Raw genomic sequence first — 25,207 nt, 5'->3', positions numbered from 1 at the left:
GTCGGGTACTTTTCGACGAAGGGTTGCTTTGAGTCATTTTGTTGCATCAACTTTTTTATCTGTCCTTGCATCTAAGCTCCTTTGACCCGAGCAGCGGGGATGGAACGGCACACCTTCGTGCCACGCGGGCGCTCTTGTAGAAAAGCGCCTGATTGAAAACCGGATCGGCAATGCGTTGCCGGTTCATTAGCCAAAGGCTCTGGAAAAACCATGTCCGACCGTTTCGAACTCTTCCTCACTTGCCCCAAAGGCCTTGAAGGCCTGCTCATCGAGGAAGCCGTCGGGCTTGGCCTTGAAGACGCCCGCGAGCACACCTCCGCCGTGCGTGGCATGGCGACCATGGAAACCGCTTATCGCCTGTGCCTCTGGTCGCGTCTGGCCAACCGCGTGTTGCTGGTGCTCAAGCGCTTCCCGATGAAAAACGCCGAAGACCTGTACCACGGCGTGCTCGATGTCGACTGGCAGGACCACATGCTGGCTGACGGCACCCTGGCTGTTGAATTCAGCGGCCACGGTTCGGGCATCGACAACACCCATTTCGGCGCCTTGAAGGTCAAGGACGCCATCGTCGACAAACTGCGCACCCCGCAGGGCGACCGCCCGAGCATCGACAAGCTCAACCCGGACCTGCGCATTCACCTGCGTCTGGATCGCGGCGAAGCGATCCTGTCCCTCGATCTCTCCGGCCACAGCCTGCACCAGCGCGGCTACCGCTTGCAGCAGGGCGCGGCGCCGCTGAAGGAAAACCTCGCGGCCGCGATCCTGATCCGTTCCGGCTGGCCGCGCATTGCTGCCGAAGGTGGCGCACTGGCTGACCCTATGTGCGGTGTTGGCACGTTCCTGGTGGAAGCCGGCATGATCGCTGCCGATATGGCGCCGAACCTGCGTCGCGAGCAGTGGGGCTTCACCGCCTGGCTCGGTCACGTCCCGGCGCTGTGGAAGAAACTGCACGAAGAGGCCGTCGAGCGCGCCGCTGCCGGTCTGGCCAAGCCACCGCTGTGGATCCGTGGTTATGAAGCCGACCCACGGCTGATCCAGCCGGGCCGCAACAACGTCGAGCGTGCCGGCCTGAGCGAATGGATCAAGATCTATCAGGGCGAAGTCGCGACGTTCGAACCGCGTCCGGACCAGAACCAGAAAGGTCTGGTGATCTGCAACCCGCCGTACGGCGAGCGTCTGGGCGACGAAGCCAGCCTGTTGTACCTCTACCAGAACCTTGGCGAGCGCCTGCGTCAGGCCTGTCTGAACTGGGAGGCCGCGGTGTTCACCGGCGCGCCGGACCTGGGCAAGCGCATGGGCATCCGCAGCCACAAACAGTATTCGTTCTGGAACGGCGCGCTGCCGTGCAAGCTGCTGTTGATCAAAGTCCTGCCGGATCAGTTCGTCACTGGCGAGCGTCGCACCCCGGAGCAACGTCAGGCCGAGCGCGAGCAGGCTGCCTACGATCAGGCGCCGGACGAGCCGCAAGAGCGCAAGTACAACAAGAACGGTAACCCGATCAAACCGACGCCGGCCCCGGCTCCGGTGATCGAGCAGCCACGCCTGAGTGAAGGCGGGCAGATGTTTGCCAACCGCCTGCAAAAGAACCTCAAGGCCATGGGCAAGTGGGTCAAGCGCGAAGGCATCGACTGCTACCGCGTCTACGATGCGGACATGCCGGAATACGCCATGGCCATCGACCTGTACCACGACTGGGTGCACGTCCAGGAATACGCCGCGCCGAAGTCGATCGATCCGGAAAAAGCCTCGATCCGCATGTTCGACGCCCTGGCGGCCATCCCGCAGGCACTGAACATCGACAAGAGCCGCGTAGTGGTCAAGCGCCGCGAGCGTCAGAGCGGCACCAAGCAGTACGAGCGTCAGGCGGCCCAGGGCAAGTTCAACGAAGTCACCGAAGGCGGCGTGAAGTTGCTGGTGAACCTCACCGACTACCTCGACACCGGTCTGTTCCTCGATCACCGGCCGATGCGCATGCGGATCCAGAAAGAGGCGGCCGGCAAGCGCTTCCTCAACCTGTTCTGCTACACCGCGACCGCCAGTGTGCACGCGGCCAAGGGCGGCGCGCGCAGCACCACCAGCGTCGATCTGTCGAAAACCTACCTCGACTGGGCGCGCCGCAACCTGTCGCTCAACGGTTTCTCCGACAAGAACCGTCTGGAGCAGGGCGACGTTATGGCGTGGCTGGAAAGCAGCCGGGAAGAGTACGACCTGATCTTCATCGACCCGCCGACCTTCTCCAACTCCAAGCGCATGGAAGGGATCTTCGACGTGCAGCGTGACCAGGTGCAATTGATCGACCTGGCCATGGCCCGTCTGGCTGCGGGTGGGGTGTTGTACTTCTCCAACAACTTCCGCAAGTTCCAGCTGGAAGACAACCTGGCCGAGCGTTACGCGGTCGAGGAGATCACTGCCAGCACCATCGACCCGGATTTCGCCCGCAACGGCAAGATCCACCGCGCCTGGAAAATCACGGCTCGTTGACGCTCTGTCTGATTGGATCCACAGAGCCTTGATTTTAAAGGTTCTTGGATCCGATCAGAGCTAGCCAAATTAATGGCTAATAGCTATAACTCACTCACGGCCAATGGGGTTATCCCGCAAGTACTGGCGTAGTGAGTGGCCCATATGTCGTTGCACCCCGTGCGCCCAAAGATTCTGGGTTTCATCAGCGAAGAAGTCTCGGCCTGGCTGGTCGCGCTGCTGGTATTGCTCGCCGGCGGGATTCTCACGGGACTGCTGGCCTGGGCCACCCTCAATCAGTTTCACAGCCAGTTGCGCCAGCGTTTTCAACTGTTGGCCAATGAGCGTTACAGCCGTATCGAAGAACGCTTTCAGGATCAGGAACAACGTCTCGACGGCCTGCGCCGGTTCTTCGCCAACTCCGAATCGGTGTCCCGCGCCGAATTCGATGGCTACACCCAACCTTTATTACTGCGCACCCAGGCCTATTCGTTCGCCTTGCGGGTGAGCGGTGCCGAGCGCGCCGCGTTCGAGCAGCGGGTGCGTGACGAAGGCATTACCACCTTCAGCGTGCGCGAACTCAATGCCCGCGGCGAACTGCAACTGGCCGCCGCCCGGGATGAATACGTCGTCGTGGTGTACAGCCAGACCCAGAGCCGCCTCGGCTCACCGCTGGGTTATGACTTGCTGGCCCAGCCGCTGCGTCGTTCGACTCTGGAGCGCGCCGATCAGCTCGGTGGCCTGGCGGTATCGCAGCCGATGCATCTGGTCAGTATCGAACCGGCCTACGCGCGGGGCGTGCTGCTGGTGGCGCCGGTGCGGCGCGAGGGTGAGCCCAAGTCCTTCGGTTATGTGATGGCGGTGATCAGCATGCGCCAGTTGCTTGCCGACGGGCTGCCGGACGCCCTGCATGATTACCTCTCGGTGCGCATCCTCGATCTGTCGACCAATGATCAGCACGAGGTGTTGTTCGAGTCGACCAATGATCCGGCGCCCAGCGATCTGTCGACCACCCGGCTGGTGCGCATGGCCGACCATGACTATCAAGTCGATATCTCGCCCAGCGAAGCCTTCCTGCAAGCCAACCATTCGTCGGTTGGCAGCGTGGTCATTCTCGGCGGTCTGCTCAGCCTGTTGCTCAGTGCGCTGCTGTATGTGCTGGTCAGTCAGCGTCAGCGGGCCTTGCGCATGGTCGAGTTGCGCACTCAGGAGCTGCATGAGCGTGAACAGGAACTGCGGGGCACCCACGGCCAGTTGCGCGGGGTGCTCAACGCGGCGACTCAAGTGGCGATCATCGCTACCGACCTGCGCGGCGTGATCAACACTTTCAATCCCGGCGCGGAGCAGATGCTCGGTTACCGCAGCGCCGAGGTGGTCGGCCACATGACCCTGGAAAACCTGCATTTCCCCCGTGAGCTGATTACCCGTGCGGCGGAGCTGAGCGCCCGCTATGGCAAGGCCATCCCGACCTGCCAGGCGATGCTGGTGGAGGGCGGCGAAGTCGGCGGGCATGAGGCGCGCGAGTGGACGCTGGTGCGCAAGGATGGCAGTCATCTGCCGGTGAACATGCTCGCCACCCCGGTGCTGGACGAGCAGGGGCTGTGGGTCGGGCACCTGGCGATCTGCATCGACATCACCGAACGCAAGCGTGTACACGAGGCCCTGGCGGCGCGGGACGTGCTGCTGAAGAAGCTCAGTGCTCACGTTCCCGGCGGCATCTATCAGTTCAAGATGGAATTCGACGGGCGCTTCAGCGTGATTTACGCCAGCGACGGCATTCGCGAGATCTACGAGCTGGAACCCGACGTACTGCTACTCAATGCCGAATCAATCTTCACCCGGATTCATCCGCAGGACGTCAGCCGCGTGCGCAAGTCGATCCGTGCCTCGGCGGACAATCTCAGTCCGTGGCGTGAAGAGTACCGCGTGCAATTGCCCGAGCGCGGCCTGCGCTGGGTGCGCGGCGAAGCGACGCCCGAGGAACTGCCGGGCGGCGGCGTGCTCTGGCATGGCTACATCTCGGACATCTCCGACCTGAAACGCGTGGAGGAAGAACTGCGCGCACTGTCGGTGACCGATGCGCTGACCGGCATCCACAACCGGCGCTATTTCCAGGAGCGCCTGACCACCGAAATGGCCCGGGTCGAGCGTGGAGGCGGCGAATTGTCGGTGATCATGCTCGACATCGACCATTTCAAACGGATCAACGATCAGTACGGCCATGCGGTCGGCGACCGGGTGTTGCAGGCGGTGTGCGAGCGCATCGGCCATCGCCTGCGGCGGACCGATGTGTTCTGTCGTCTCGGTGGCGAAGAGTTCATGGTGCTGTGCCCGGACATCGACGGCGATCACGCGTACATGCTGGCCGTGGAGTTGTGGCAAGGCCTGCGCGGGGCGCCGGTGGATGTGGTCGGTGTGGTGACCGCGAGTTTCGGGATTGCCAGCTGGCGGCCGGGGGAGGGCGCCGATTCGCTGTTGTTGCGGGCGGATTCGGGGGTTTACGCGGCGAAGCAGGGCGGGCGGGACCGGGTCGAGCGGCAGATGCACTGATCCGGTTTGCCGCTGAACACCTGTGGGAGCTCGCTCCCACAGTGTTTTTTGGTGTGCTTACAGAACCGAAGCGGTCTGCGGCGCTCGCGGTTGTTTGTAGAGATCCAGCAGCACCTGATCCAGCACCGACGACGCGCCGAACGGCGCCTTGTCGTTGAGGATCGCCACCACGGCCCAGGTGTTGCCGTTGACGTCGCGGCTGAAGCCGGCGATGGCGCGTACGGTGTTCAGGGTGCCGGTCTTGACGTGGGCTTCGCCACGCATCGCGGTGGTCTTCAGGCGTTTACGCATGGTGCCGTCCATGCCAGCGATCGGCAGCGAGCTGATGTACTCGGCCGCGTAAGGGCTGTGCCACGCGGCTTGCAGCATCGCGGCCATTTCCCGGGCGCTGACCCGCTCGGCACGGGACAGACCGGAACCGTTCTCCATCACCAGATGCGGCGCGGTGATGCCTTTTCTCGCCAGCCACTGGCGGACCACGCGCTGCCCGGCCTTGGCGTCATCGCCGTCGGCTTCGTTGCGGAATTTCTGGCCAAGGCTCAGGAACAGCTGCTGGGCCATGGTGTTGTTACTGTATTTGTTGATGTCGCGGATGATTTCCGCCAGATCCGGCGAGAAGGCACGGGCCAGCACCTTGGCGTTGCTCGGCGTCGGGGCCAGACGGTCCTTGCCCTGGATGCTGCCACCCAGTTCCTTCCAGATCGCCCGCACGGCGCCGGCGGTGTAGGTCGCGTGGTCGAGCAGCGACAGATAAGTCTGCGAGCTGCAGCCTTCACCCAGTTGACCGGCAACGGTCACCGTCACGCTGCCATCGGCCTGCGTTACCGGGTTGTAGCGCACGCCGCCGGTGCACTGCTTGGAGTTGAGCGCCTTGACGGTGTTCTCGATCTTGATGCTGGCAATCGGCGGTTCAACCGAGATCAGCACCCGGCCATTGTCATTGCGGGCCACGAAGCGAAGGGCCTTGAGGTTGACCAGCAGCGAGTCGGGCTTGACCAGGAACGGCTTGTTCTCGTCATTGCCGTCATCGTTGAACTCAGGCAGTTGCGGCTGAATGAAGAAGCTGCGGTCCAGCACCAGGTCGCCAGTGATCTGGGTCACGCCGTTGGCGCGCAGGTCGCGCATCAGCAGCCAGAGTTTTTCCATGTTCAGCTTCGGATCGCCGCCACCCTTGAGGTAGAGGTTGCCGTTGAGGATGCCGCCGCTCAGGTCGCCGTCAGTGTAGAACTCGGTTTTCCACTGATGGTTGGGGCCGAGCATTTCCAGCGCCGCGTAGGTGGTGACCAGTTTCATGGTCGAGGCCGGGTTGACCGATACGTCGGCGTTGTACACGGTCGGCGTGCCCGGGCCGTCCAGCGGCACCATCACCAGCGACAGGGCAGTGGGCTGCAGCTTGCTGGCCTTGAGGGCTTTTTCGACGTTGGGGGTCAGAGCGGTATTGATGGTGGCAGCGGAGACAGGCAGAGCCAGCGGCAGAAGAAGACCGGCCAGGAGCAGAGGACGCAACGATTTGATCATATGAAATAAAACCCTACAGCCGAGGGGAAAAAGACGAGGACATGGATGAAAAGGCCCTCAGTGGTCATGAAAGTGTCGGCATTATGCCCCAAGGTGTAACAGCTTGTGCCTTTCCCAAGGGGCCCAATCGGTTATTTTTTTACGGGCGGTCGTACGCACGTCCCGGATAGGCGGGCAATCGCCGCCTTAAACTGGTAAAGTGCCGGCCGTTATTACTTAAGAGGATTGTTCCAATGGCGACTAACCGTTCCCAGCGTCTGCGCAAAAAACTGTGCGTCGATGAATTTCAAGAGCTGGGTTTCGAACTGAACCTGGGCTTCAAAGAAGACCTGTCCGAAGAAGCCATTGACGCTTTCCTCGAAGCATTCATCAAAGAAGCCATGGAAGCCAACGGTCTGGGCTATGTCGGCGGCGAAGACTTCGGTCTGGTTTGCCTGCAGAAGCGTGGCTCGGTTTCCGAAGAGCAGCGCGCTGCCGTTGAAGCCTGGCTGAAAACCCGCTCCGAGCTGACCACCACTGAAATCAGCCCGTTGCTGGACGTCTGGTATCCGGAAAAGCCGATCAACGCGGCCAAGTGATACTGAAAAAAACGGCGACCTGAGGGTCGCCGTTTTTTTATGCCTGCTTTTTAACGAGTCATGCCTTGCGCCAGTTCAGAATCAGCAAGGTCAGCACCCCCGCAACAATCCCCCAGAACGCCGAACCGATGGAAAACAGCGTCAGCCCCGACGCCGTGACCATGAAGGTGATCAGCGCCGCTTCCCGTTCCTTCACCTCGGTCATGGCAATGCTCAAGCCATTGATGATCGAGCCGAACAGGGCCAAAGCAGCAATCGACAGCACCAGTTCCTTGGGCAGCGCGGCAAACAGCGCCGCCAGCGTGGCGCCGAACACCCCGGCAATCCCGTAGAAAATCCCGCACCACACCGCCGCTGTGTAACGCTTGTTGCGATCTTCATGGGCATGGGGCCCGGTGCAGATTGCGGCGCTGATGGCTGCGAGGTTGATGCCGTGGGAACCGAACGGCGCCAGCAAGAGCGACGCAATGCCTGTGGTGGTGATCAACGGCGAGGCCGGGACGTTGTAGCCGTCGGCGCGCAACACGGCGACGCCGGGCATGTTCTGCGAGGTCATCGCCACCACAAACAACGGAATGCCAATGCTGATGGTCGCGGCGAGGGAGAAGTGCGGCGTGGTCCAGACCGGTGTTGCCACTTCCAGGTGAAAACCGCTGAAATCCAGCAGCCCCATGAAGCCCGACAGCGCGGTGCCGATCAGCAGCGCGGCAAGCACCGCATAACGCGGCGTCAGGCGTTTGACCAGCAGATACGTGAAGAACATCCCCAGTACCAGGCCAGTGCGGTGCTGCGCGGCGACGAAGATTTCGCTGCCGATCTTGAACAGAATCCCCGCCAGCAGCGCTGCCGCCAGAGAGGCCGGGATCTTTTTCACCAGGCGCTCGAAGCTGCCGGTCAGGCCGCAAATCGTCACCAGCACCGCGCAGGTAATGTAGGCGCCAATCGCTTCGCCGTATGTAACACCGCCAAGGCTGGTGATCAGCAGGGCTGCGCCGGGCGTCGACCAGGCAATGGTGATCGGCGTGCGATAGCGCAGCGACAGGCCGATCGAACACACCGCCATGCCGATGGAGATCGCCCAGATCCACGAGGAAATCTGCCCGCTGGTCAGGCCCGCGGCCTGCCCGGCTTGGAACATCAGCACCAGCGAACTGGTGTAACCGGTCATCATCGCGATGAATCCGGCGACGATGGCGGAGGGCGATGTGTCCGCGAAGGGGCGCAGTCGGGTGTGGGTGATTTCGTTCATGACAGCGGCGTTCCTTGTTCAAGCCACGGATTTCGGGTTTAAGCCTAAACTCAAACGTAACGATGCGTTGCAATACAGCCGAAGTCACAAATAGCCGTACAGTCGTGTTGCCACCTTCCATTGTGTACAATCGCGCTGTTTTTTACGCGATACTTGCCAGCGACCCACTGTGCCGTATTACAGTCACGGTCAATTCGCCGCCGCTCTTCCCGACTCGAGTGCCCATGAACGAACAGTTGCAACCCCTCAAGAAACAACCGCGAGCAGGCAAAGCCGGCCGCAGCGGAACCCAGGACGATATTGTCTATGCGCATATCTTCGAGGCCATCCTCGAACAGCGCCTGGCGCCCGGTACAAAGTTGAGCGAAGAAGCGCTGGGGGAAATTTTCGGGGTCAGCCGCACCATCATTCGCCGCGCGCTCTCGCGTCTGGCCCATGAAGGCGTGGTGCTGTTGCGGCCGAACCGTGGCGCGGTGGTGGCCAGCCCGAGCGTCGAAGAGGCGCGTCAGGTGTTCCTCGCCCGGCGTCTGGTGGAGCGCGCGATCACTGAACTGGCGGTGCAGCACGCCACGGCCGAGCAGATCGCCGAACTGCGGCAGATGGTCAACGACGAACGCGACAGCTTCTCCCGCGGCGATCGTGGTGCCGGCATCCGTCTCTCTGGCGAATTCCACCTGAAACTGGCCGAAGCGGCGAAGAACGCGCCGTTGATCAGCTTCCAGCGCAGCCTGGTTTCGCAGACTTCGCTGATCATCGCCCAATATGAAAGCGGCAACCGGTCGCACTGCTCCTACGACGAACACACCCAGTTGATCGATGCCATCGAGGCGCGCAACGGCGAGCTGGCGGTGGACCTGATGATGCATCACATGGATCACATCGACAGCAAGCTCAACCTCGACGAGGAAAGCGCGTCCGACGATCTGCATGCGGTGTTCTCGCACCTGTTGCAGACCAAGAAGCCGGGGCGGCCGGCGGCCAAGCTCTGACTGGCGCCGAGTCGCGGCATTCGCGGGCAAGCCCGCTCCCACATTTGAAATGCATTCCCCTGTGGGAGCGGGCTTGCCCGCGAAGACTTTCTGACAGGCAATAAAAATCCCCCGGAGCTGAACGCTAGCGGGGGATTTTTTATGCCTTGTGAAAACTAGCGCTGATGCACCAGCGCGCCCGCCGCGTAGGTCTGGGCCACGGTACGGTCATCGCCCAGGGTCATCAGCACGAACAACGTCTCGGCAATGTTGTTGGCCTGCTTCAGGCGGTAGCTCAGCAGCGGCGTGGCGTTGTAGTCGAGTACCAGGAAGTCGGCGTCGGAACCCGGTTGCAGGTTGCCGATCTTGTCCTCCAGACGCAGCGCCCGCGCACCGCCGAGAGTGGCGAGGTACAGCGACTTGAACGGGCTCAGGCGCGCACCTTGCAGTTGCATCACCTTGTAGGCTTCGTTCAGGGTCTGCAGCAGCGAGAAACTGGTGCCGCCGCCGACGTCCGTGCCGAGGCCGACGTTCAGTTTGTGCTTCTCGGCCATCGGCAGGTTGAACAGGCCGCTGCCGAGAAAGAAGTTCGAGGTCGGGCAGAACGAGATCGCCGAGCCGGTTTCCGCCAGACGCGCGCATTCGTCGTCGCACAGGTGCACGCCGTGGGCAAACACCGAACGCTCGCCGAGCAACTGGTAGTGATCGTAGACGTCGAGGTAGCCCTTGCGCTCCGGGAACAGCTCCTTGACCCACTCGATTTCCTTGAGGTTCTCGCTGATGTGGGTCTGCATGTACAGATCCGGGTATTCGGTCAGCAACTGGCCGGCGAGGGTCAACTGTTCCGGGGTGCTGGTCGGAGCGAAGCGCGGGGTCACGGCGTAGTGCAGGCGACCCTTGCCGTGCCAGCGCTCGATCAGCGCCTTGCTGTCGACATAGCTGGATTCGGCGGTGTCGGTCAGGTAGTCCGGCGCATTGCGGTCCATCATCACCTTGCCGGCGATCATCCGCAGATCAAGCTTCTCGGCCGCTTCGAAGAACGAGTTCACCGACTGCGGGTGCACGCTGCCGAACACCAATGCAGTGGTGGTGCCGTTGCGCAGCAGCTCCTTGATGAAAATGTCCGCCACTTCATCGGCGTGGGCCTTGTCGCCGAACTGGCTTTCGCACGGGAAGGTGTAGGTGTTGAGCCAGTCCAGCAATTGCTCGCCGTAGGCGCCGACCATGCCGGTCTGCGGCAGGTGGATGTGGGTGTCGATGAAACCCGGGGTGATCAGTGCATCTTTGTGATGCGTGATCTCGATGTCCGCCGGCAGGGTCGGCAGCAGTTCGCTGGCGTGGCCGAGGGCGCTGATCTTGCCGCCATCGACCACCAGCAGGCCGTCCTCGAAATACTCGTAGGAGGCTTCGATGCCGACCTCGGCAGGGTCGGCGATGCTGTGCAGGATGGCGGCGCGGTAGGCTTTGCGAGTCAGAGGCATGAGGGTTCTCTAATCAGTTTGAGGCTTTGAGTGTGGCGGCCTGACTGCGGCGCGAAACCGGCAGCAGTTTGGCAATCGGTTCGGCGCTGGCGGTGTGCTGGCCGAAATTGGCGTTATAGGTGGCGATGATTTCGCCGGCGATGGAGATGGCGATTTCCACAGGCAACTTGCCTTTTACTTCGCTGATGCCCATCGGGCAGCGCATGCGTTGCACGACACTGGCGTCGAAACCACGGTCACGCAGGCGATGTTCGAACTTGGCGCGTTTGGTCTTCGAACCGATCAGGCCGAACCAGGTGAAGTCGTTGCGCTTGAGGATCGCGGCGGTGAGTTCCAGATCCAGCTGATGGTTGTGGGTCATGACGATGCAGTAGCTGCCCGCCGGCAGGTCGTCGATTTCATCCACAGGCTCTTCGGCGACGATTTTACGCACGCCGTGAGGAATCTGTTCGGGAAATTCCTCTTCCCGGGAATCGATCCAGCGCACCCGGCAGGGCAGGCTGGCGAGCAAGGGAACCAGTGCGCGGCCAACATGACCGGCGCCGAATACGGCGATTTGCGCTTGAACCTGGCCCATCGGCTCGAACAGCAATACCGTGGCGCCGCCGCAGCACTGGCCCAGGCTGGCGCCGAGGCTGAAGCGCTCCAGATGAGTGTCCTGTCTGCCGCTGGCGAGCATGTCGCGGGCGATCTGCATGGCTTTGTATTCCAGGTGCCCGCCACCGATGGTGTCGAACGTCTGGCGGGCGCTGACGACCATTTTCGAGCCGGCATTGCGCGGCGTCGAGCCGAGCTCTTCGATAATCGTCACCAGAACGCAGGGCTCGCCCTGGTTCTGCAGGTCGGCGAGGGCGTCGATCCAGTTGTACATGTTCACCTCGACATCTTCGTTGTCTGTTCGGGCCTCTTCGCGAGCAAGCCCGCTCCCACATTGGATTTGCACAAGTCCAACAGTCAGCACATATCCCTGTGGGAGCGGGCTTGCCCGCGAAGGCCGCGCCTCGGTCCTTAGAGCGGAGCCAGCTCGGTTTCAGCTTCGACGGCTTTCACCGCCTTGAGCTGACGCATCTGCTCGCAACCCCACAACACCCGCTCCGGGGTTGCCGGCGCGTCGATCTTCGGTTGGTGCTTGTAGTCGCCCAGACTGGCCACCGCATCCTTGATCGCACACCACGCGGCGATGCCGAGCATGAACGGCGGCTCACCCACAGCCTTGGAGTGGAACACCGTGTCTTCCGGGTTCTTGCGGTTTTCCACCAGCTTCACCCGCAGGTCCAGCGGCATGTCCGCCACGGCCGGGATCTTGTAGCTGGCCGGGCCGTTGGTCATCAGCTTGCCCTTGTTGTTCCACACCAGCTCTTCCATGGTCAGCCAACCCATGCCCTGGACGAAACCGCCCTCGACCTGGCCGATGTCGATGGCCGGGTTCAGCGAGGCGCCGACGTCGTGGAGGATGTCGGTACGCAGCATCTTGTACTCGCCGGTCAGGGTGTCGACGATCACTTCGCAGCACGCCGCGCCGAAGGCGAAGTAGTAGAACGGCCGACCACGGGCCTGGCTGCGGTCGTAGTAGATTTTCGGGGTCTTGTAGAACCCGGTGCTCGACAACGACACCTGATTGAAATACGCCAGCTGGATCAGCGCTTCGAAGGTCATGATGTGGTCGCGCACACGGACGTGGCCGTTGTGGAATTCCACGTCTTCTTCGCTGACCTTGTAGTGCCGTGCGGCGAATTCGACGAGGCGCTGCTTGATGATTTCCGCCGCGTTCTGCGCGGCTTTGCCGTTGAGGTCGGCACCGCTGGACGCCGCCGTTGGCGAGGTGTTCGGCACCTTGTCGGTGTTGGTCGCGGTGATCTGCACGCGGTCCATTTCCACCTGGAACACTTCGGCCACGACCTGCGCGACCTTGGTGTTCAGGCCCTGGCCCATTTCCGTGCCGCCGTGGTTCAGGTGGATGCTGCCGTCGGTGTAGACGTGCACCAGGGCGCCGGCCTGGTTGAGGAAACTGGCGGTGAAGGAAATGCCGAATTTCACCGGGGTCAGCGCCAGGCCTTTTTTCAGGATCGGGCTGTTGGCGTTGTAGCGACGGATCGCTTCGCGGCGCTCGGCGTACTGGCTGCTTTCTTCCAGTTCGGCGGTCATCTCTTCGAGCATGTTGTGCTCGACGGTCTGGTAGTAATGGGTGACGTTGCGCTCGGTCTTGCCGTAGTAGTTGGCCTTGCGCACGGCCAGCGGATCGAGGTTCAGGTGACGGGCGATGGCGTCCATCACTTCCTCGATCGCGACCATCCCTTGCGGGCCGCCGAAACCACGGTACGCGGTGTTCGACGCGGTGTTGGTCTTGCAGCGGTGACCGTTGATGGTCGCGTCACCGAGGTAGTAAGAGTTGTCCGAGTGGAACATCGCGCGGTCAACGATCGAGGCCGACAGGTCAGGCGAACAGCCGCAGTTACCGGCCAGATCCATCGCGATCCCGTGCAGGCGACCAGTGCTGTCGAAGCCGACGTCGTACTCGACGTAGAACGGGTGGCGCTTGCCGGTCATCAGCATGTCTTCGACCCGTGGCAGGCGCATCTTGGTCGGCTGGCCGGTGAGGTGCGCGACCACGGCGCACAGGCACGCCGGGCTCGCGGCCTGGGTTTCCTTGCCGCCGAAACCACCGCCCATGCGGCGCATGTCGACGACGATTTTGTTCATCGAAACGTCGAGGACTTCGGCCACCAGTTTCTGCACTTCGGTGGGGTTCTGGGTCGAGCAGTAGACGATCATGCCGCCGTCTTCGGTCGGCATCACCGAGGAGATCTGGGTCTCCAGATAAAAGTGTTCCTGGCCGCCGATGTGCAGCGTGCCCTGAATACGATGTTCAGCGGTGGCCAGGGCGTTGGCCGAATCGCCGCGCTGGTGGGTGTGGCTGTCGAGCACGAAGTGGCGTTTGCGCAGGGCTTCGACCACGTCCAGCACCGGTTCCAGATCTTCGTATTCGATGATCGCGGCCATCGCGGCCTTGCGTGCGGTTTCCAGATCTTTCGCAGCCACGGCCAGTACCGGTTGGCCGACGAACTGCACGTCATCGATGGCCAGCAGCGGATCGCCCGGCAGCAGCGGGCCGATGTCTTTCAGGCCCGGCACGTCTTCGTGGGTGATGGCGATGCGCACGCCTTCGAAGGCGTAGCAGGGCTTGGTGTCGATGCTGATGATTTTCGCGTGGGCACGATCCGACAGCCGTGCGTAAACGTGCAACTGGTTGGGGAATTCCAGGCGATCATCGATGTACTGCGCTTCACCGGACACATGTTTGGCGGCGCTGTCGTGCTTGACGCTGCGGCCGACACCGGTGGTCAGGTCCCTGGCGAACAATTCAGCCAGTTCAGCTTGTGTTTTCTCTACGCCGTGATGGTTAGACATAAGCGGTCACCCGAGTCTCGATGTGCGGTGTTTGCAGTTCTATGAAGTATTTGCGCAGCAGGTTCTGTGCGCTGAGCAGGCGGTATTCCTTGCTGGCGCGGAAGTCCGAGAGCGGGGTGAAATCCTCGCCCAGCGCGGTGCAGGCACGTTCGACGACAGCGTTGTTGAACGGCTGACCGAGCAGCACGGCTTCGCAATGGGCGGCGCGTTTCGGGATCGCGGCCATGCCGCCGAAGGCGACGCGGGCGTCGGTGATCACGCCGTTTTCGACGCGCAGGTTGAACGCGGCGCAGACGGCGGAGATGTCATCGTCCAGACGCTTGGAGACTTTGTAGGCGCGGAAGCGCTGCTCGGCGGTGGCGCGAGGGACGATGATCTTTTCGATGAACTCGCTTTCCTGACGCGCGGTGACCCGGTAATCGATGAAGTAATCCTCAAGCGCCAGTGTGCGGCGGGTCTCGCCCTTGCACAGCACGATCTGCGCGCCGAGGGCGATCAGCAGGGGTGGCGAGTCACCAATGGGCGAGGCGTTGCCGATGTTGCCGCCCAGGGTGCCCTGGTTGCGGATTTGCAGGGAGGCGAAGCGGTGCAGCAGTTCACCGAAGTCCGGGTACTCGGCGTTCAGCGCTTCGTAGCAGTCGGAGAGGGCGGTGGCGGCGCCGATTTCGATGCGGTCATCGAAGTGCTCGATGCGCTTCATTTCGGCGACATTGCCGACGTAGATCATCACTGGCAGGGTGCGGTGGAACTGCGTGACTTCCAGCGCCAGATCGGTGCCGCCGGCCAGCAGGCGGGCCTGTGGATAAGCGTCGTAGAGATCGGCCAGATCGGCCACGGTCAGCGGCACCAGGCAGCGTTTGTCGCCGCTGTTGAGTTCGCCGATCGATGTCGGGGCAATGGCTTTGAGGCGGGCGATGGTTTCCGCTTCCCGGGCGTCGAACTGGTCCGGTTGCTTGCCGCAGCAGGATTGTTCGGCAGCGGCCAGGATCGGCCGGTAGCCGGTGCAGCGGCAGAGGTTGCCGGCCAGCGCTTCGTGGGCTTTGGCATGATCCGGTGCATCGCTGTTCTTTTGCAGGGCGAACAGCGACATCACGAAGCCGGGGGTGCAGAAACCGCACTGCGAACCGTGGCACTCGACCATGGCCTTCTGCACGCTGTGCAATTCGCCCTTGTGCTTGAGGTCTTCGACGCTGATCAATTGCTTGCCGTGCAGCGACGAAACGAACGTCAGGCACGAGTTGAGGCTGCGATAGCGAATATGCTCGCGGCCGTCGTCATCCGTCTGCAACTCGCCGACCACCACCGTGCACGCGCCGCAGTCACCGCTGGCGCAGCCTTCTTTGGTGCCGGATTTGCCCACGTGTTCACGCAGGTAGTTGAGCACAGTCAGGTTCGGGTCCAGGGCGTGCTCGCTACGGAGTTCCTGGTTGAGTAAAAACTGGATCACGGAAGGCCTCGCAGACTCATTATTGTTGTTAAGCGACTTGAGCCGAATTTAGCAGGTCTGACTTTTCGGTCAATGGTTTTCTGACTTAAAGGTCAGGAAAAACCGTTTTGTCGCTTTGCAACGTGTCTCTTCAGTATTGACCCTCATTGGATCAAGCGCTTTTTTGCGGGATTCGTGCCAAAAACCGCTGTGCGGGCACTCCGCCATGAACGCGCATTGCGCTACACTGCGCCGCTTGTGCAGATCGAAGAGTTTGAAGGACAACCATGACGTTCAAGGCGCCGGACAGCCTCGCCGAGCAAATCGCTCACCACCTCGCCGAACGGATCATTCGCGGCGAAATGAAGCCGGGAGAGCGCATCCAGGAACAGAAGGTCACGCTGGCGCTGAACGTCAGCCGCGGCTCGGTCCGCGAAGCCTTGCTGATCCTCGAGCGCCGTCATCTGATCGCGATCCTGCCGCGCCGCGGCGCCCACGTCACCGAGCTGACGGCGCACAAGGTGCAGAGCCTGTGCACGTTGATGAGCGAGCTGTACATCCTGCTCGGCAACGCAGTCGCCAACGGCTGGCAAGTCCAGGCCGACATGGCGCCGTTCGTGCAGATCCAGCAGCGCCTGACCGCCAGCTACGAGCGTCAGGACATCCGCACCTTCGTCGACGACAGCTTCAACGTGATGCGTGCCGCGTATCCGTTCGCCAACAACCCGTACCTGCAGGAAACCGTCGAAAACCTGCAACCGGCCATGAGCCGTGCGTACTTCCTCGCGCTGGAGCAGCGCAAGGCCGAGATGAGCGAGTTTCTCGAACTGTTCGAGCGCTTGCTGGCCGCCGTCCTCGCCCGTGACCTGCCGCAGATCCGCATCGTGCTGACGGCTTACGCCCAGCGCAGCTGCGATCTGGTGGTGTCCGCCCTGACGGTTGCCTGACCTTGCGCCTCAAGTGCATCAAACTGGCGGGGTTCAAATCCTTCGTCGACCCGACCACGGTGAACTTCCCCAGCAACATGGCGGCGGTCGTCGGGCCGAACGGTTGCGGCAAGTCGAACATCATCGACGCCGTGCGCTGGGTGATGGGCGAAAGCTCGGCCAAGAACCTGCGCGGCGAGTCGATGACCGACGTCATCTTCAACGGCTCGACCAGTCGCAAACCGGTAAGCCAGGCCAGCATCGAACTGGTGTTCGACAACTCCGACGGCACGCTGCTGGGCGAGTGGGCGGCGTACGCGGAAATTTCGATCCGCCGCAAAGTGACCCGCGACAGCCAGACCACTTATTACCTCAACGGCGCCAAATGCCGTCGTCGTGATATCACCGACATTTTCCTCGGCACTGGCCTCGGCCCGCGCAGCTACTCGATCATCGAGCAGGGGATGATCTCCAAGCTGATCGAGTCCAAACCGGAAGATCTGCGCAACTTCATCGAAGAAGCCGCCGGTATTTCCAAGTACAAGGAGCGCCGGCGCGAGACCGAAAACCGCATCCGCCGCACCCACGAAAACCTTGCTCGCCTGACCGACCTGCGTGAAGAGCTCGAACGCCAGCTCGAACGCTTGCACCGCCAGGCCGAGGCCGCGAGGAAGTATCAGGAATTCAAGGCTGAAGAGCGTCAGCTCAAGGCGCAACTGTCGGCCCTGCGCTGGCAGGATCTGAACGATCAGGTCGGCCAGCGCGAATCGATCATCGGCAACCAGGAAATCAGCTTCGAAGCGCTGGTCGCCGAGCAACGTAACGCCGATGCCGCCATCGAGCGCCTGCGCGACGGTCACCATGACCTGTCCGAGCGCTTCAATCTGGTGCAGGGGCGCTTCTATTCGGTCGGCGGCGACATCGCCCGGGTCGAGCAGAGCATCCAGCACGGCCAGCAACGCTTGCGCCAGTTGCAGGACGACTTGAAGGAAGCCGAGCGCGCGCGCCTCGAAACCGAATCGCATCTGGGCCACGACCGCACCTTGCTGCTGACCCTCGGCGAAGAACTCGATCAACTCACCCCCGAGCAGGAAATCACCAACGCCGCCGCCGAAGAAGCCGCCGCGGCGCTGGAAGATTCCGAAACCGTCATGCACGGCTGGCAGGAGCAGTGGGACGCCTTCAACCTGACCGCCGCCGAACCGCGTCGTCAGGCCGAAGTGCAGCAGTCGCGCATCCAGCAGCTGGAAACCAGCATGGAGCGTCTGGCCGATCGGCAAAAACGTCTGGGCGAAGAGCGCGCGCTGCTCTCGGCCGATCCGGAAGACGCGGCGATCATGGAACTCAGCGAACAACTCGCCGAGTCCGAAGCGACCCTTGAAGATTTGCAGACCAGCGAAGAAGCACAGGTCGAAAAACTCGAACAACTGCGCCAGGAATTGCAGCAGGCGCTGACGGCGCAACAACAGGCGCAGGGCGATTTGCAGCGCCTCAACGGTCGCCTCGCATCGCTTGAAGCCTTGCAGCAGGCCGCGCTCGATCCGGGCACCGGCACCGCCGAATGGCTGAAGGAACACAACCTCGCCGAGCGCCCGCGTCTGGCCGAAGGCCTGAAGGTCGAGGCCGGTTGGGAACTGGCGGTGGAAACCGTGCTCGGCGCCGACCTGCAAGCGGTGTTGGTGGATGACTTCGCTGGTTTCGATCTGTCCGGTTTTGCCCAGGGCGATCTGCGTTTGCTCAGCCCGGGCAATGACGGTGTACGCGTGGCCGGCAGCCTGCTGGACAAGGTCGAGGCACAGGTGGATCTGTCGCCATGGCTGGGTCAGGTCAGACCGGTCGACAGCCTTGAGCAGGCACTGGCTTTGCGCGGCCAACTGACTGCCGGCCAGAGCCTGATCAGTCGCGACGGTTACTGGGTCGGTCGGCATTTCCTGCGGGTGCGCCGCGCCAGCGAGGCCGAAAGCGGCATGCTTGCGCGCGGCCAGGAAATCGAATCGCTGCATGCGGAACGCGAAGAACGCGAAGCCACGGTCGAAGCCATGGAAACCCGTTTGCAGACCCTGCGCGCGCAACAGCGTCAGCAGGAAAACGGTCGCGAACATTTGCGTCGTTTGCTGCAAGACGAGGCGCGTCAGCAAGGCGAATTGAAAGCCCAACTGTCCGCCGGCAAAGCCAAGGCCGAGCAGTTGACCCTGCGCCGTACCCGTCTCGACGAAGAGCTGGTCGAGCTCGCCGAACAGCGCGAACTGGAACACGAAAACATCGGCGGAGCGCGGATCCAGTTGCAGGACGCCCTCGATGCCATGGCCCTCGACACAGAACAGCGCGAATTGTTGCTGGCTCAGCGCGACAGCCTGCGCGAACGCCTGGATCGTGTGCGTCAGGAAGCCCGCCAGCATAAGGACCACGCCCATCAATTGGCCGTGCGTCTTGGCTCGCTGCGCGCCCAACACGATTCGACCCGCCAGGCCCTTGAGCGTCTGGAGATGCAGGCCGAGCGTCTCACCGAAAAACGTGAACAGCTCAGCCTGAATCTGGAGGAGGGCGAGGCGCCGCTGGAAGAGCTGCGCCTCAAGCTCGAAGAGTTACTCGACAAGCGCATGAGTGTCGACGATGAACTCAAGACCGCACAGATCGCCCTGGAAGACGCCGACCGCGAACTGCGCGACGCGGAAAAACGCCGGACCCAGGCCGAGCAACAATCGCAGTTGATCCGTGGCCAGCTCGAACAGCAACGCATGGAATGGCAGGCCCTGACGGTGCGCCGCAAGGCGCTGCAGGATCAACTGCTGGAAGACGGCTACGATTTGCACGGCGTGCTCGATACCTTGAACGCCGAGGCCAGTGAGAAGGAGGCCGAAGGAGAACTGGAACGCATCGCCGCACGCATTCAGCGCCTGGGCGCGATCAACCTCGCGGCGATCGACGAATACACGCAACAATCCGAGCGTAAACGTTATCTGGATGCCCAGGACGCTGATCTGGTGGAAGCCCTGGAGACCCTGGAAAACGTCATCCGCAAGATCGACAAGGAAACCCGAAACCGTTTCAAAGATACCTTTGATCAGATCAATGGCGGTTTACAGGCGCTTTTCCCGAAAGTTTTCGGTGGAGGACGCGCCTATTTGGAACTGACGGGCGAAGATCTACTCGATACAGGGGTGACGATCATGGCGCAGCCGCCCGGAAAGAAGAACAGCACCATCCATTTGCTCTCCGGCGGCGAAAAGGCCCTGACCGCACTGGCACTGGTTTTTGCGATCTTCAAGTTGAATCCGGCGCCGTTCTGCATGCTCGATGAGGTTGACGCGCCACTGGATGACGCTAACGTTGGACGCTACGCACGCTTGGTCAAAGAGATGTCGCAGACCGTGCAGTTCATCTATATCACCCACAACAAGATCGCCATGGAAATGGCCGAGCAGTTGATGGGTGTGACGATGCACGAGCCGGGATGTTCGCGACTGGTAGCCGTGGATGTCGAGGAGGCGATGGCGATGGTGGATGCCTGAGCCGGCGCTGTCGGAAAAGGTATTTGCAGTCTGTAGGACATATTTACCGGCTTCGACTTGCTGGCCAATCGACATAATCGCGCAAGCCAATGAGACAGACGGTGTAAAGTTGTCTTTGGTCGTGCTAGTTTAATGTCAATTTTTCGTATACGTGGGCAAAACGCCTGTCAGAACATAGAGTTGGCGCCACGTTTTAAAGCGGTTTGCACAGTGTAAACCCCTTATTTTTCAGCATTTTTTATAGAGGCACGGGATTACATGGAAATCGGTCTGCGCGAGTGGCTGATCGTCATCGGCATCATTGTGATAGCCGGTATTCTTTTCGATGGCTGGCGCCGTATGCGCGGCGGCAAGGGAAAACTGAAATTCCGTCTTGACCGAAGTCTGTCCAACCTGCCGGACGAGGACACCAGCGCCGAGCTGTTGGGCCCGGCCCGCGTGCTGGATACCCATAAAGAGCCACAACTGGACGAACACGACCTGCCATCGGTGAGCATGCCGGCCCGCGAACCACGCGAGCCTCGCGAATCCGGTTCCAAGCGCGGCAAGCGTGGCAACAACGGTCCGGCCCAGGGCGACCTGAACCTCGATCTGGACCTGGACGGCGGCCCGAGCTTCAGCAGCCGTGACGATGACTTCATCGAGCCTGTCGCCAAGTCTTCGCCGGCCGGTGCCGACAAGGATCAGCCGCAAGCCGAAGAAGTATTGGTCATCAGCGTGATCTGCCGCGACCCGGCCGGCTTCAAGGGCCCGGCACTGTTGCAGAACATTCTGGAAAGCGGTCTGCGTTTCGGCGAGATGGACATTTTCCACCGTCACGAAAGCATGGCCGGCAACGGCGAAGTGCTGTTCTCCATGGCCAACGCGGTCAAACCGGGCATCTTCGATCTGGACGACATCGACCATTTCAGCACTCCTGCGGTGAGCTTCTTCCTCGGCCTGCCAGGCCCGCGTCATCCGAAGCAGGCCTTCGACGTGATGGTCGCAGCAGCCCGTAAGCTGTCCCAGGAACTGAACGGCGAATTGAAAGATGACCAGCGCAGCGTCCTGACCGCGCAGACCATCGAGCACTACCGTCAGCGCATCGTCGAATTCGAACGCCGCGCCCTGACCCAGAAGCGTTGATTGAAAAGGTTGCCTCGCAATACAGGGGCAATCGGCAAAATAGATTGAGCAGCCTCGGCTGCTCTTTTGCTTTATGAGAGAACACCCATGACTGCCGCCAAAGACCGCATTCTAGAGCTGCGCGCTGAACTCGATCAGCACAACTACCGTTACCACGTCCTCGATGAGCCGAGCATTCCGGATGCCGAGTACGACCGGTTGTTTCACGAGCTCAAGGCGCTGGAAGCGGCCAACCCGGAACTGATCACCAGCGACTCGCCGACCCAGCGCGTCGGCAGCGTGGCGCTGACCGCATTCACTCAAGTGCGTCACGAAGTGCCGATGCTCAGCCTCGGCAACGCCTTCGAAGAAACCGACATGCGCGAGTTCGACCGTCGGGTGACCGAAGGTCTGGATCTGCCGGCCGGTGACCTGTTCGGCGGTGGCGCGGCAGTGGAATACAGTTGCGAGCCGAAACTCGATGGCCTGGCGGTCAGCCTGCTGTATCAGGACGGCGTGCTGGTGCGCGGCGCCACTCGCGGCGACGGCACCACCGGCGAAGATATCAGCGTCAACGTGCGCACGGTGCGCAACATTCCGCTGAAGCTGCACGGCGAAGGCTGGCCGGCGACCCTGGAAGTGCGCGGCGAAGTGTTCATGTCCAAGGCCGGTTTCGAGCGTTTGAACGCCTCGCAACTGGAAGTCGGCGGCAAGACCTTCGCCAACCCGCGCAACGCGGCGGCCGGCAGCCTGCGTCAGCTGGACTCGAAGATCACCGCCAATCGCCCGCTGGAATTCTGCTGCTACGGCATCGGTCAGGTGTCCCACGACATCTCCGATACTCACATCGGCAACCTCAAGCAGCTGCAAGCCTGGGGCATGCCCATCAGCCATGAGCTGAAACTGGCCAAAGGCATCGGCGAATGCCTGGATTACTACCGCGATATCGGTGAGCGCCGTAACTCGCTGGCCTATGAAATCGACGGCGTGGTGTTCAAGGTCAACAGCATTGCCGACCAGCGCGAACTGGGCTTCCGCGCCCGCGAACCGCGCTGGGCCATCGCGCACAAATTCCCGGCCATGGAAGAACTCACCGAACTGCTCGACGTGGAATTCCAGGTCGGCCGCACCGGCGCCGTCACCCCGGTGGCGCGCTTGAAGCCGGTCAAGGTCGCGGGTGTCACCGTGGCCAACGCCACGCTGCACAACATGGACGAAGTCGCGCGGCTGGGCCTGATGATCGGCGACACAGTGATCATTCGCCGTGCCGGTGATGTGATCCCGCAAGTGGTGCAAGTAGTCATTGAGCGCCGCCCGGAAGACGCGCGGCCGGTGCAGATTCCCGAGAACTGCCCGGTCTGCGGCTCCCACGTCGAGCGCACGCAACTGGTCAAACGCAGCAAGGGCAAGGAAACCATCAGCGAAGGCGCGGTGTACCGCTGCGTCGGTCGTCTGGCCTGCGGTGCGCAACTGAAGCAGGCGATCATTCACTTCGTATCGCGCCGCGCCATGGACATCGAAGGCCTCGGCGACAAGAGCGTCGAGCAACTGGTGGACGAAGGTCTGGTCAGTTCGCCGGCCGATCTTTATGCGCTGAAGTTCGACGATATCGTCGATCTGGAAGGCTTTGCCGAGGTGTCGAGCAACAAGTTGCTGGCCGCCATCGAAGACAGCAAGAAGCCGGGCCTGGCGCGCTTCATCTATGCGCTGGGTATCCCGGATGTCGGCGAGGAGACCGCCAAGGTGCTGGCCCGCTCGCTGGGGTCGCTGGAGCGCGTCCAGCAAGCCTTGCCACAAGTGCTGACGTACCTGCCGGACATCGGCCTGGAAGTGGCGCACGAGATCCACAGCTTCTTTGAAGATGCGCACAACCAGCAGGTGATTACCGAATTGCTGGGGCACGGTTTGCAGATTCAGGATCAGGGCGAGCTGGGCGCCGAGTTTGCCGCCAGCACCACGTTGGGCGGTTTCCTCGACAAGCTGCACATCCCTTCGGTGGGGCCGGGCGGGGCGCAGAAACTGGCGGACAAATTCGAAACGCTGGAAGGGGTGATGAACGCTGACTGGCTGGACATGCGCCAGGCATTGCCGGAGAAACAGGCGAACTCGGTGCGTGAGTTTTTCGAACTGCCCGAGCATCGGCAACTGGCGGAAAGTGCCGAGAAACAACTGCGTGATTTCGGCATGCACTGGCAAAGCGAGAAGAAAGTCGTCGAAGGTCTGCCGCTGGCCGGGGAGACCTGGGTGCTGACCGGCAAGGTCGAGCTGATGAGCCGCGACGTCGCCAAGGAACACCTGGAAAGCCTCGGCGCGAAGGTCGCCGGTTCGGTGTCGGCCAAGACCCATTGCGTGGTCGCGGGGCCGGGCGCCGGGTCGAAACTGACCAAGGCCAACGAGCTGGGCGTGAAGGTCATGGACGAAGAGGCGTTTATCGCGTTCCTGAAAGGACACGGTATTTCCGCCTGACGCAACGCGCGGGAACGATCGACTCGCGGGAATGATCTAGTCTTGGCAAGCCCCAGGGAGAGATCGCCATGTACCGCTTTTTCGAGCAGTTGAGTTCCCGCATCGTCGCGCCGTTCATGGGCGAATCCTCGCGCAACAGCAAAGTCTGGCCGTGCCGCTGCGGCCAGTCGCTGTTCTTTCGCAACAGTCAGTGCCTGGCCTGCAACGCGGCGCTGGGTTATCAACCGGAACACAGTCGGCTGACCTCGCTGCAACCGGGGCCGTTTGAAGGCACCTGGACGCTGGATGCCGATCCCGAGGCCGGCCTGTTCCGGCGTTGCGCCAATCTCGATACCCCGGCGGCCTGCAACTGGCTGCTGCCCGCCAACGATCACGACACGCTGTGTGCTGCCTGCGATCTGAATCGCACCATTCCCGACCTGTCCGTCCCGGAAAACCCCGAGCGCTGGCGCAAGGTGGAAATCGCCAAGCGCCGTCTGGTGGCGCAACTGATCAGCCTTGGTCTGCCGGTCATCCCGAAAACGGTCGACGAAGAAACCGGCCTGGCGTTCGATTTCATCGGCGTCGATCTGGAAGGTAATGCACCGATGACCGGCCACGCCAACGGCCTGATCACCCTCGACATCGCAGAAGCCGACGACGCCCATCGCGAACAGGTCCGGGCGCAGATGCACGAACCCTATCGCACGCTGCTCGGGCATTTTCGCCATGAGGTCGGGCATTACTACTGGGATCGACTGATCGACAACGGCCCCTGGCTCGGCTCATTCCGTAACCTGTTCGGCGACGAACGCGCCAGTTATGCCGAGGCGCTGGAGCGGCATTATCAACAGGGCGCGCCGGCGGACTGGTCGCAGCATTACGTCAGTGCCTACGCCACCATGCACCCGTGGGAAGACTGGGCGGAAACCTGGGCCCATTACCTGCACATGATGGACGCGGTGGACACGGCGCTGGGTTTCGGCATGAGCGCCCGGGAGATGGACCTCGACTACCAGCCGTTTCCGTCGAGCACGCTGTACGACCCCGGGCATCCCGGCGGCGCGGCGTTTCTGTCGTTCGTCAACGCGTGGATCGAACTGGCCGGCATGCTCAACGAACTGTCGCGCAGCATGGGCCAGCCGGATTTCTATCCGTTCGTGCTGCCCCCGGCGGCAATCGCCAAGCTGCACTTCATTCATCTGGTGATCCAGCAAGAGGGTGGCCGCGCGGACGAGGTGCTTCAGGCGCAATAGCAAGTGCTTGAAGCCCTTCATATTTTTAATCTGCAACGAGCGGTTGTAACTTCGTCTCAGATAGGTACAATGGCGCGGCTCGCCGACAGGCGAGTGTCGTTATGGTGACCCTATCGGTCCCCCCGCAACGATTACCCGTGAACCTGGTCAGAGCCGGAAGGCAGCAGCCACAGCGGGAACATTGTGTGCCGGGGTGTGGCTGGTAGGGTTACCACCTTAACGAACATCGAACGAATCAACACCGAACTGCATGGGTTTCGCCCACTGCGGTTTTTTTATGCCTGCGATTTGGCGGTTCGTTCCCAAACCCCTGCTCGCGAGGGCGT

15 protein-coding genes and 1 other RNA gene are annotated in these 25,207 nt (G+C 61.9%); 10 read left to right on the top strand and 6 right to left on the bottom strand.

Annotated elements, in window-relative coordinates:
• Nucleotides 1-210: 210 nt before the first annotated feature.
• The gene (gene rlmKL, locus OQ248_RS01325; protein ID WP_265811850.1) at nucleotides 211-2,481 is read left to right on the top strand and encodes a bifunctional 23S rRNA (guanine(2069)-N(7))-methyltransferase RlmK/23S rRNA (guanine(2445)-N(2))-methyltransferase RlmL; all 2,271 of its coding nucleotides are present in this window, start codon (nucleotides 211-213) and stop codon (nucleotides 2,479-2,481) included.
• Between the two features lie 144 nt (nucleotides 2,482-2,625).
• Nucleotides 2,626-5,010 carry a diguanylate cyclase gene (locus tag OQ248_RS01320; RefSeq protein WP_265811849.1) on the top strand — a complete coding sequence of 795 codons (2,385 nt, stop codon included), beginning with the start codon at nucleotides 2,626-2,628 and terminating at the stop codon, nucleotides 5,008-5,010.
• A 57-nt stretch (nucleotides 5,011-5,067) separates the two neighbouring features.
• Here OQ248_RS01320 and dacB read toward each other — a convergent pair whose 3' ends face one another.
• Nucleotides 5,068-6,528, bottom strand: a complete 1,461-nt coding sequence (gene dacB / locus OQ248_RS01315; protein ID WP_265811848.1) for a D-alanyl-D-alanine carboxypeptidase/D-alanyl-D-alanine-endopeptidase — start codon at nucleotides 6,526-6,528, stop codon at nucleotides 5,068-5,070.
• 233 nt (nucleotides 6,529-6,761) lie between these two features.
• Between dacB and OQ248_RS01310 the strand changes: the two genes are divergently transcribed.
• Nucleotides 6,762-7,106 carry a YggL family protein gene (locus OQ248_RS01310; RefSeq protein WP_085711916.1) on the top strand — a complete coding sequence of 115 codons (345 nt, stop codon included), beginning with the start codon at nucleotides 6,762-6,764 and terminating at the stop codon, nucleotides 7,104-7,106.
• Nucleotides 7,107-7,164: 58 nt separating this feature from the next.
• Here OQ248_RS01310 and OQ248_RS01305 read toward each other — a convergent pair whose 3' ends face one another.
• Complete coding sequence (locus OQ248_RS01305; RefSeq protein ID WP_085711917.1) at nucleotides 7,165-8,355, bottom strand: benzoate/H(+) symporter BenE family transporter; 1,191 nt, start codon at nucleotides 8,353-8,355, stop codon at nucleotides 7,165-7,167.
• Nucleotides 8,356-8,579: 224 nt separating this feature from the next.
• On the opposite strand from OQ248_RS01305, the gene OQ248_RS01300 reads away from it, so the two are divergent.
• Nucleotides 8,580-9,344, top strand: coding sequence for a GntR family transcriptional regulator (locus OQ248_RS01300; RefSeq protein WP_064378756.1), 765 nt, complete (start codon nucleotides 8,580-8,582; stop codon nucleotides 9,342-9,344).
• A gap of 155 nt (nucleotides 9,345-9,499) precedes the next feature.
• Here OQ248_RS01300 and guaD read toward each other — a convergent pair whose 3' ends face one another.
• From guaD to xdhA, 4 genes are all read right to left on the bottom strand, one after another.
• On the bottom strand, nucleotides 9,500-10,804 hold the full coding sequence (gene guaD / locus OQ248_RS01295; protein ID WP_085732407.1) for a guanine deaminase: 1,305 nt from the start codon (nucleotides 10,802-10,804) through the stop codon (nucleotides 9,500-9,502).
• A 13-nt stretch (nucleotides 10,805-10,817) separates the two neighbouring features.
• Nucleotides 10,818-11,675 (bottom strand): xanthine dehydrogenase accessory protein XdhC, encoded by an 858-nt coding sequence (xdhC, locus tag OQ248_RS01290; protein WP_265811847.1) that lies wholly within the window; start codon nucleotides 11,673-11,675, stop codon nucleotides 10,818-10,820.
• 137 nt (nucleotides 11,676-11,812) lie between these two features.
• Nucleotides 11,813-14,212 carry a xanthine dehydrogenase molybdopterin binding subunit gene (xdhB, locus tag OQ248_RS01285; RefSeq protein ID WP_265811846.1) on the bottom strand — a complete coding sequence of 800 codons (2,400 nt, stop codon included), beginning with the start codon at nucleotides 14,210-14,212 and terminating at the stop codon, nucleotides 11,813-11,815.
• Nucleotides 14,205-15,659: a xanthine dehydrogenase small subunit gene (gene xdhA / locus OQ248_RS01280; RefSeq protein ID WP_265811845.1), complete on the bottom strand. Its 1,455-nt coding sequence runs from the start codon at nucleotides 15,657-15,659 to the stop codon at nucleotides 14,205-14,207. The genes xdhB and xdhA overlap by 8 nt, the downstream gene beginning before the upstream one ends.
• A 266-nt stretch (nucleotides 15,660-15,925) precedes the next feature.
• Here xdhA and OQ248_RS01275 point away from each other — a divergent pair, with 266 nt between their 5' ends.
• From OQ248_RS01275 to ffs, 6 genes are all read left to right on the top strand, one after another.
• Nucleotides 15,926-16,585, top strand: a complete 660-nt coding sequence (locus OQ248_RS01275) for a GntR family transcriptional regulator (protein ID WP_065259722.1) — start codon at nucleotides 15,926-15,928, stop codon at nucleotides 16,583-16,585.
• A gap of 2 nt (nucleotides 16,586-16,587) precedes the next feature.
• Nucleotides 16,588-20,076 carry a chromosome segregation protein SMC gene (smc, locus tag OQ248_RS01270; RefSeq protein WP_265811844.1) on the top strand — a complete coding sequence of 1,163 codons (3,489 nt, stop codon included), beginning with the start codon at nucleotides 16,588-16,590 and terminating at the stop codon, nucleotides 20,074-20,076.
• A 258-nt stretch (nucleotides 20,077-20,334) separates the two neighbouring features.
• Nucleotides 20,335-21,201: a cell division protein ZipA gene (gene zipA / locus OQ248_RS01265; protein ID WP_265811843.1), complete on the top strand. Its 867-nt coding sequence runs from the start codon at nucleotides 20,335-20,337 to the stop codon at nucleotides 21,199-21,201.
• Nucleotides 21,202-21,288: 87 nt separating this feature from the next.
• Nucleotides 21,289-23,646 (top strand): NAD-dependent DNA ligase LigA, encoded by a 2,358-nt coding sequence (gene ligA / locus OQ248_RS01260; protein WP_265811842.1) that lies wholly within the window; start codon nucleotides 21,289-21,291, stop codon nucleotides 23,644-23,646.
• Between the two features lie 68 nt (nucleotides 23,647-23,714).
• The gene (locus OQ248_RS01255; RefSeq protein WP_265811841.1) at nucleotides 23,715-24,881 is read left to right on the top strand and encodes a putative zinc-binding metallopeptidase; all 1,167 of its coding nucleotides are present in this window, start codon (nucleotides 23,715-23,717) and stop codon (nucleotides 24,879-24,881) included.
• Between the two features lie 111 nt (nucleotides 24,882-24,992).
• Nucleotides 24,993-25,089: signal recognition particle sRNA small type (gene ffs / locus OQ248_RS01250), an RNA gene on the top strand.
• Nucleotides 25,090-25,207: the final 118 nt, after the last annotated feature.

This window comes from Pseudomonas sp. COW5, assembly GCF_026240005.1.
GTDB lineage: Bacteria > Pseudomonadota > Gammaproteobacteria > Pseudomonadales > Pseudomonadaceae > Aquipseudomonas > Aquipseudomonas kribbensis.
This window is presented reverse-complemented; position numbering and strand designations above follow the sequence as displayed.

What these genes read in the sequence shown, in the direction of transcription:
- rlmKL (WP_265811850.1), top strand. Translation starts at nt 211, where the DNA reads ATGTCCGACCGTTTCGAACTCTTCCTCACTTGCCCCAAAGGCCTTGAA.
- OQ248_RS01320 (WP_265811849.1), top strand. Translation starts at nt 2,626, where the DNA reads ATGTCGTTGCACCCCGTGCGCCCAAAGATTCTGGGTTTCATCAGCGAA.
- dacB (WP_265811848.1), bottom strand. Translation starts at nt 6,528, where the DNA reads ATGATCAAATCGTTGCGTCCTCTGCTCCTGGCCGGTCTTCTTCTGCCG.
- OQ248_RS01310 (WP_085711916.1), top strand. Translation starts at nt 6,762, where the DNA reads ATGGCGACTAACCGTTCCCAGCGTCTGCGCAAAAAACTGTGCGTCGAT.
- OQ248_RS01305 (WP_085711917.1), bottom strand. Translation starts at nt 8,355, where the DNA reads ATGAACGAAATCACCCACACCCGACTGCGCCCCTTCGCGGACACATCG.
- OQ248_RS01300 (WP_064378756.1), top strand. Translation starts at nt 8,580, where the DNA reads ATGAACGAACAGTTGCAACCCCTCAAGAAACAACCGCGAGCAGGCAAA.
- guaD (WP_085732407.1), bottom strand. Translation starts at nt 10,804, where the DNA reads ATGCCTCTGACTCGCAAAGCCTACCGCGCCGCCATCCTGCACAGCATC.
- xdhC (WP_265811847.1), bottom strand. Translation starts at nt 11,675, where the DNA reads ATGTACAACTGGATCGACGCCCTCGCCGACCTGCAGAACCAGGGCGAG.
- xdhB (WP_265811846.1), bottom strand. Translation starts at nt 14,212, where the DNA reads ATGTCTAACCATCACGGCGTAGAGAAAACACAAGCTGAACTGGCTGAA.
- OQ248_RS01275 (WP_065259722.1), top strand. Translation starts at nt 15,926, where the DNA reads ATGACGTTCAAGGCGCCGGACAGCCTCGCCGAGCAAATCGCTCACCAC.
- zipA (WP_265811843.1), top strand. Translation starts at nt 20,335, where the DNA reads ATGGAAATCGGTCTGCGCGAGTGGCTGATCGTCATCGGCATCATTGTG.
- ligA (WP_265811842.1), top strand. Translation starts at nt 21,289, where the DNA reads ATGACTGCCGCCAAAGACCGCATTCTAGAGCTGCGCGCTGAACTCGAT.
- OQ248_RS01255 (WP_265811841.1), top strand. Translation starts at nt 23,715, where the DNA reads ATGTACCGCTTTTTCGAGCAGTTGAGTTCCCGCATCGTCGCGCCGTTC.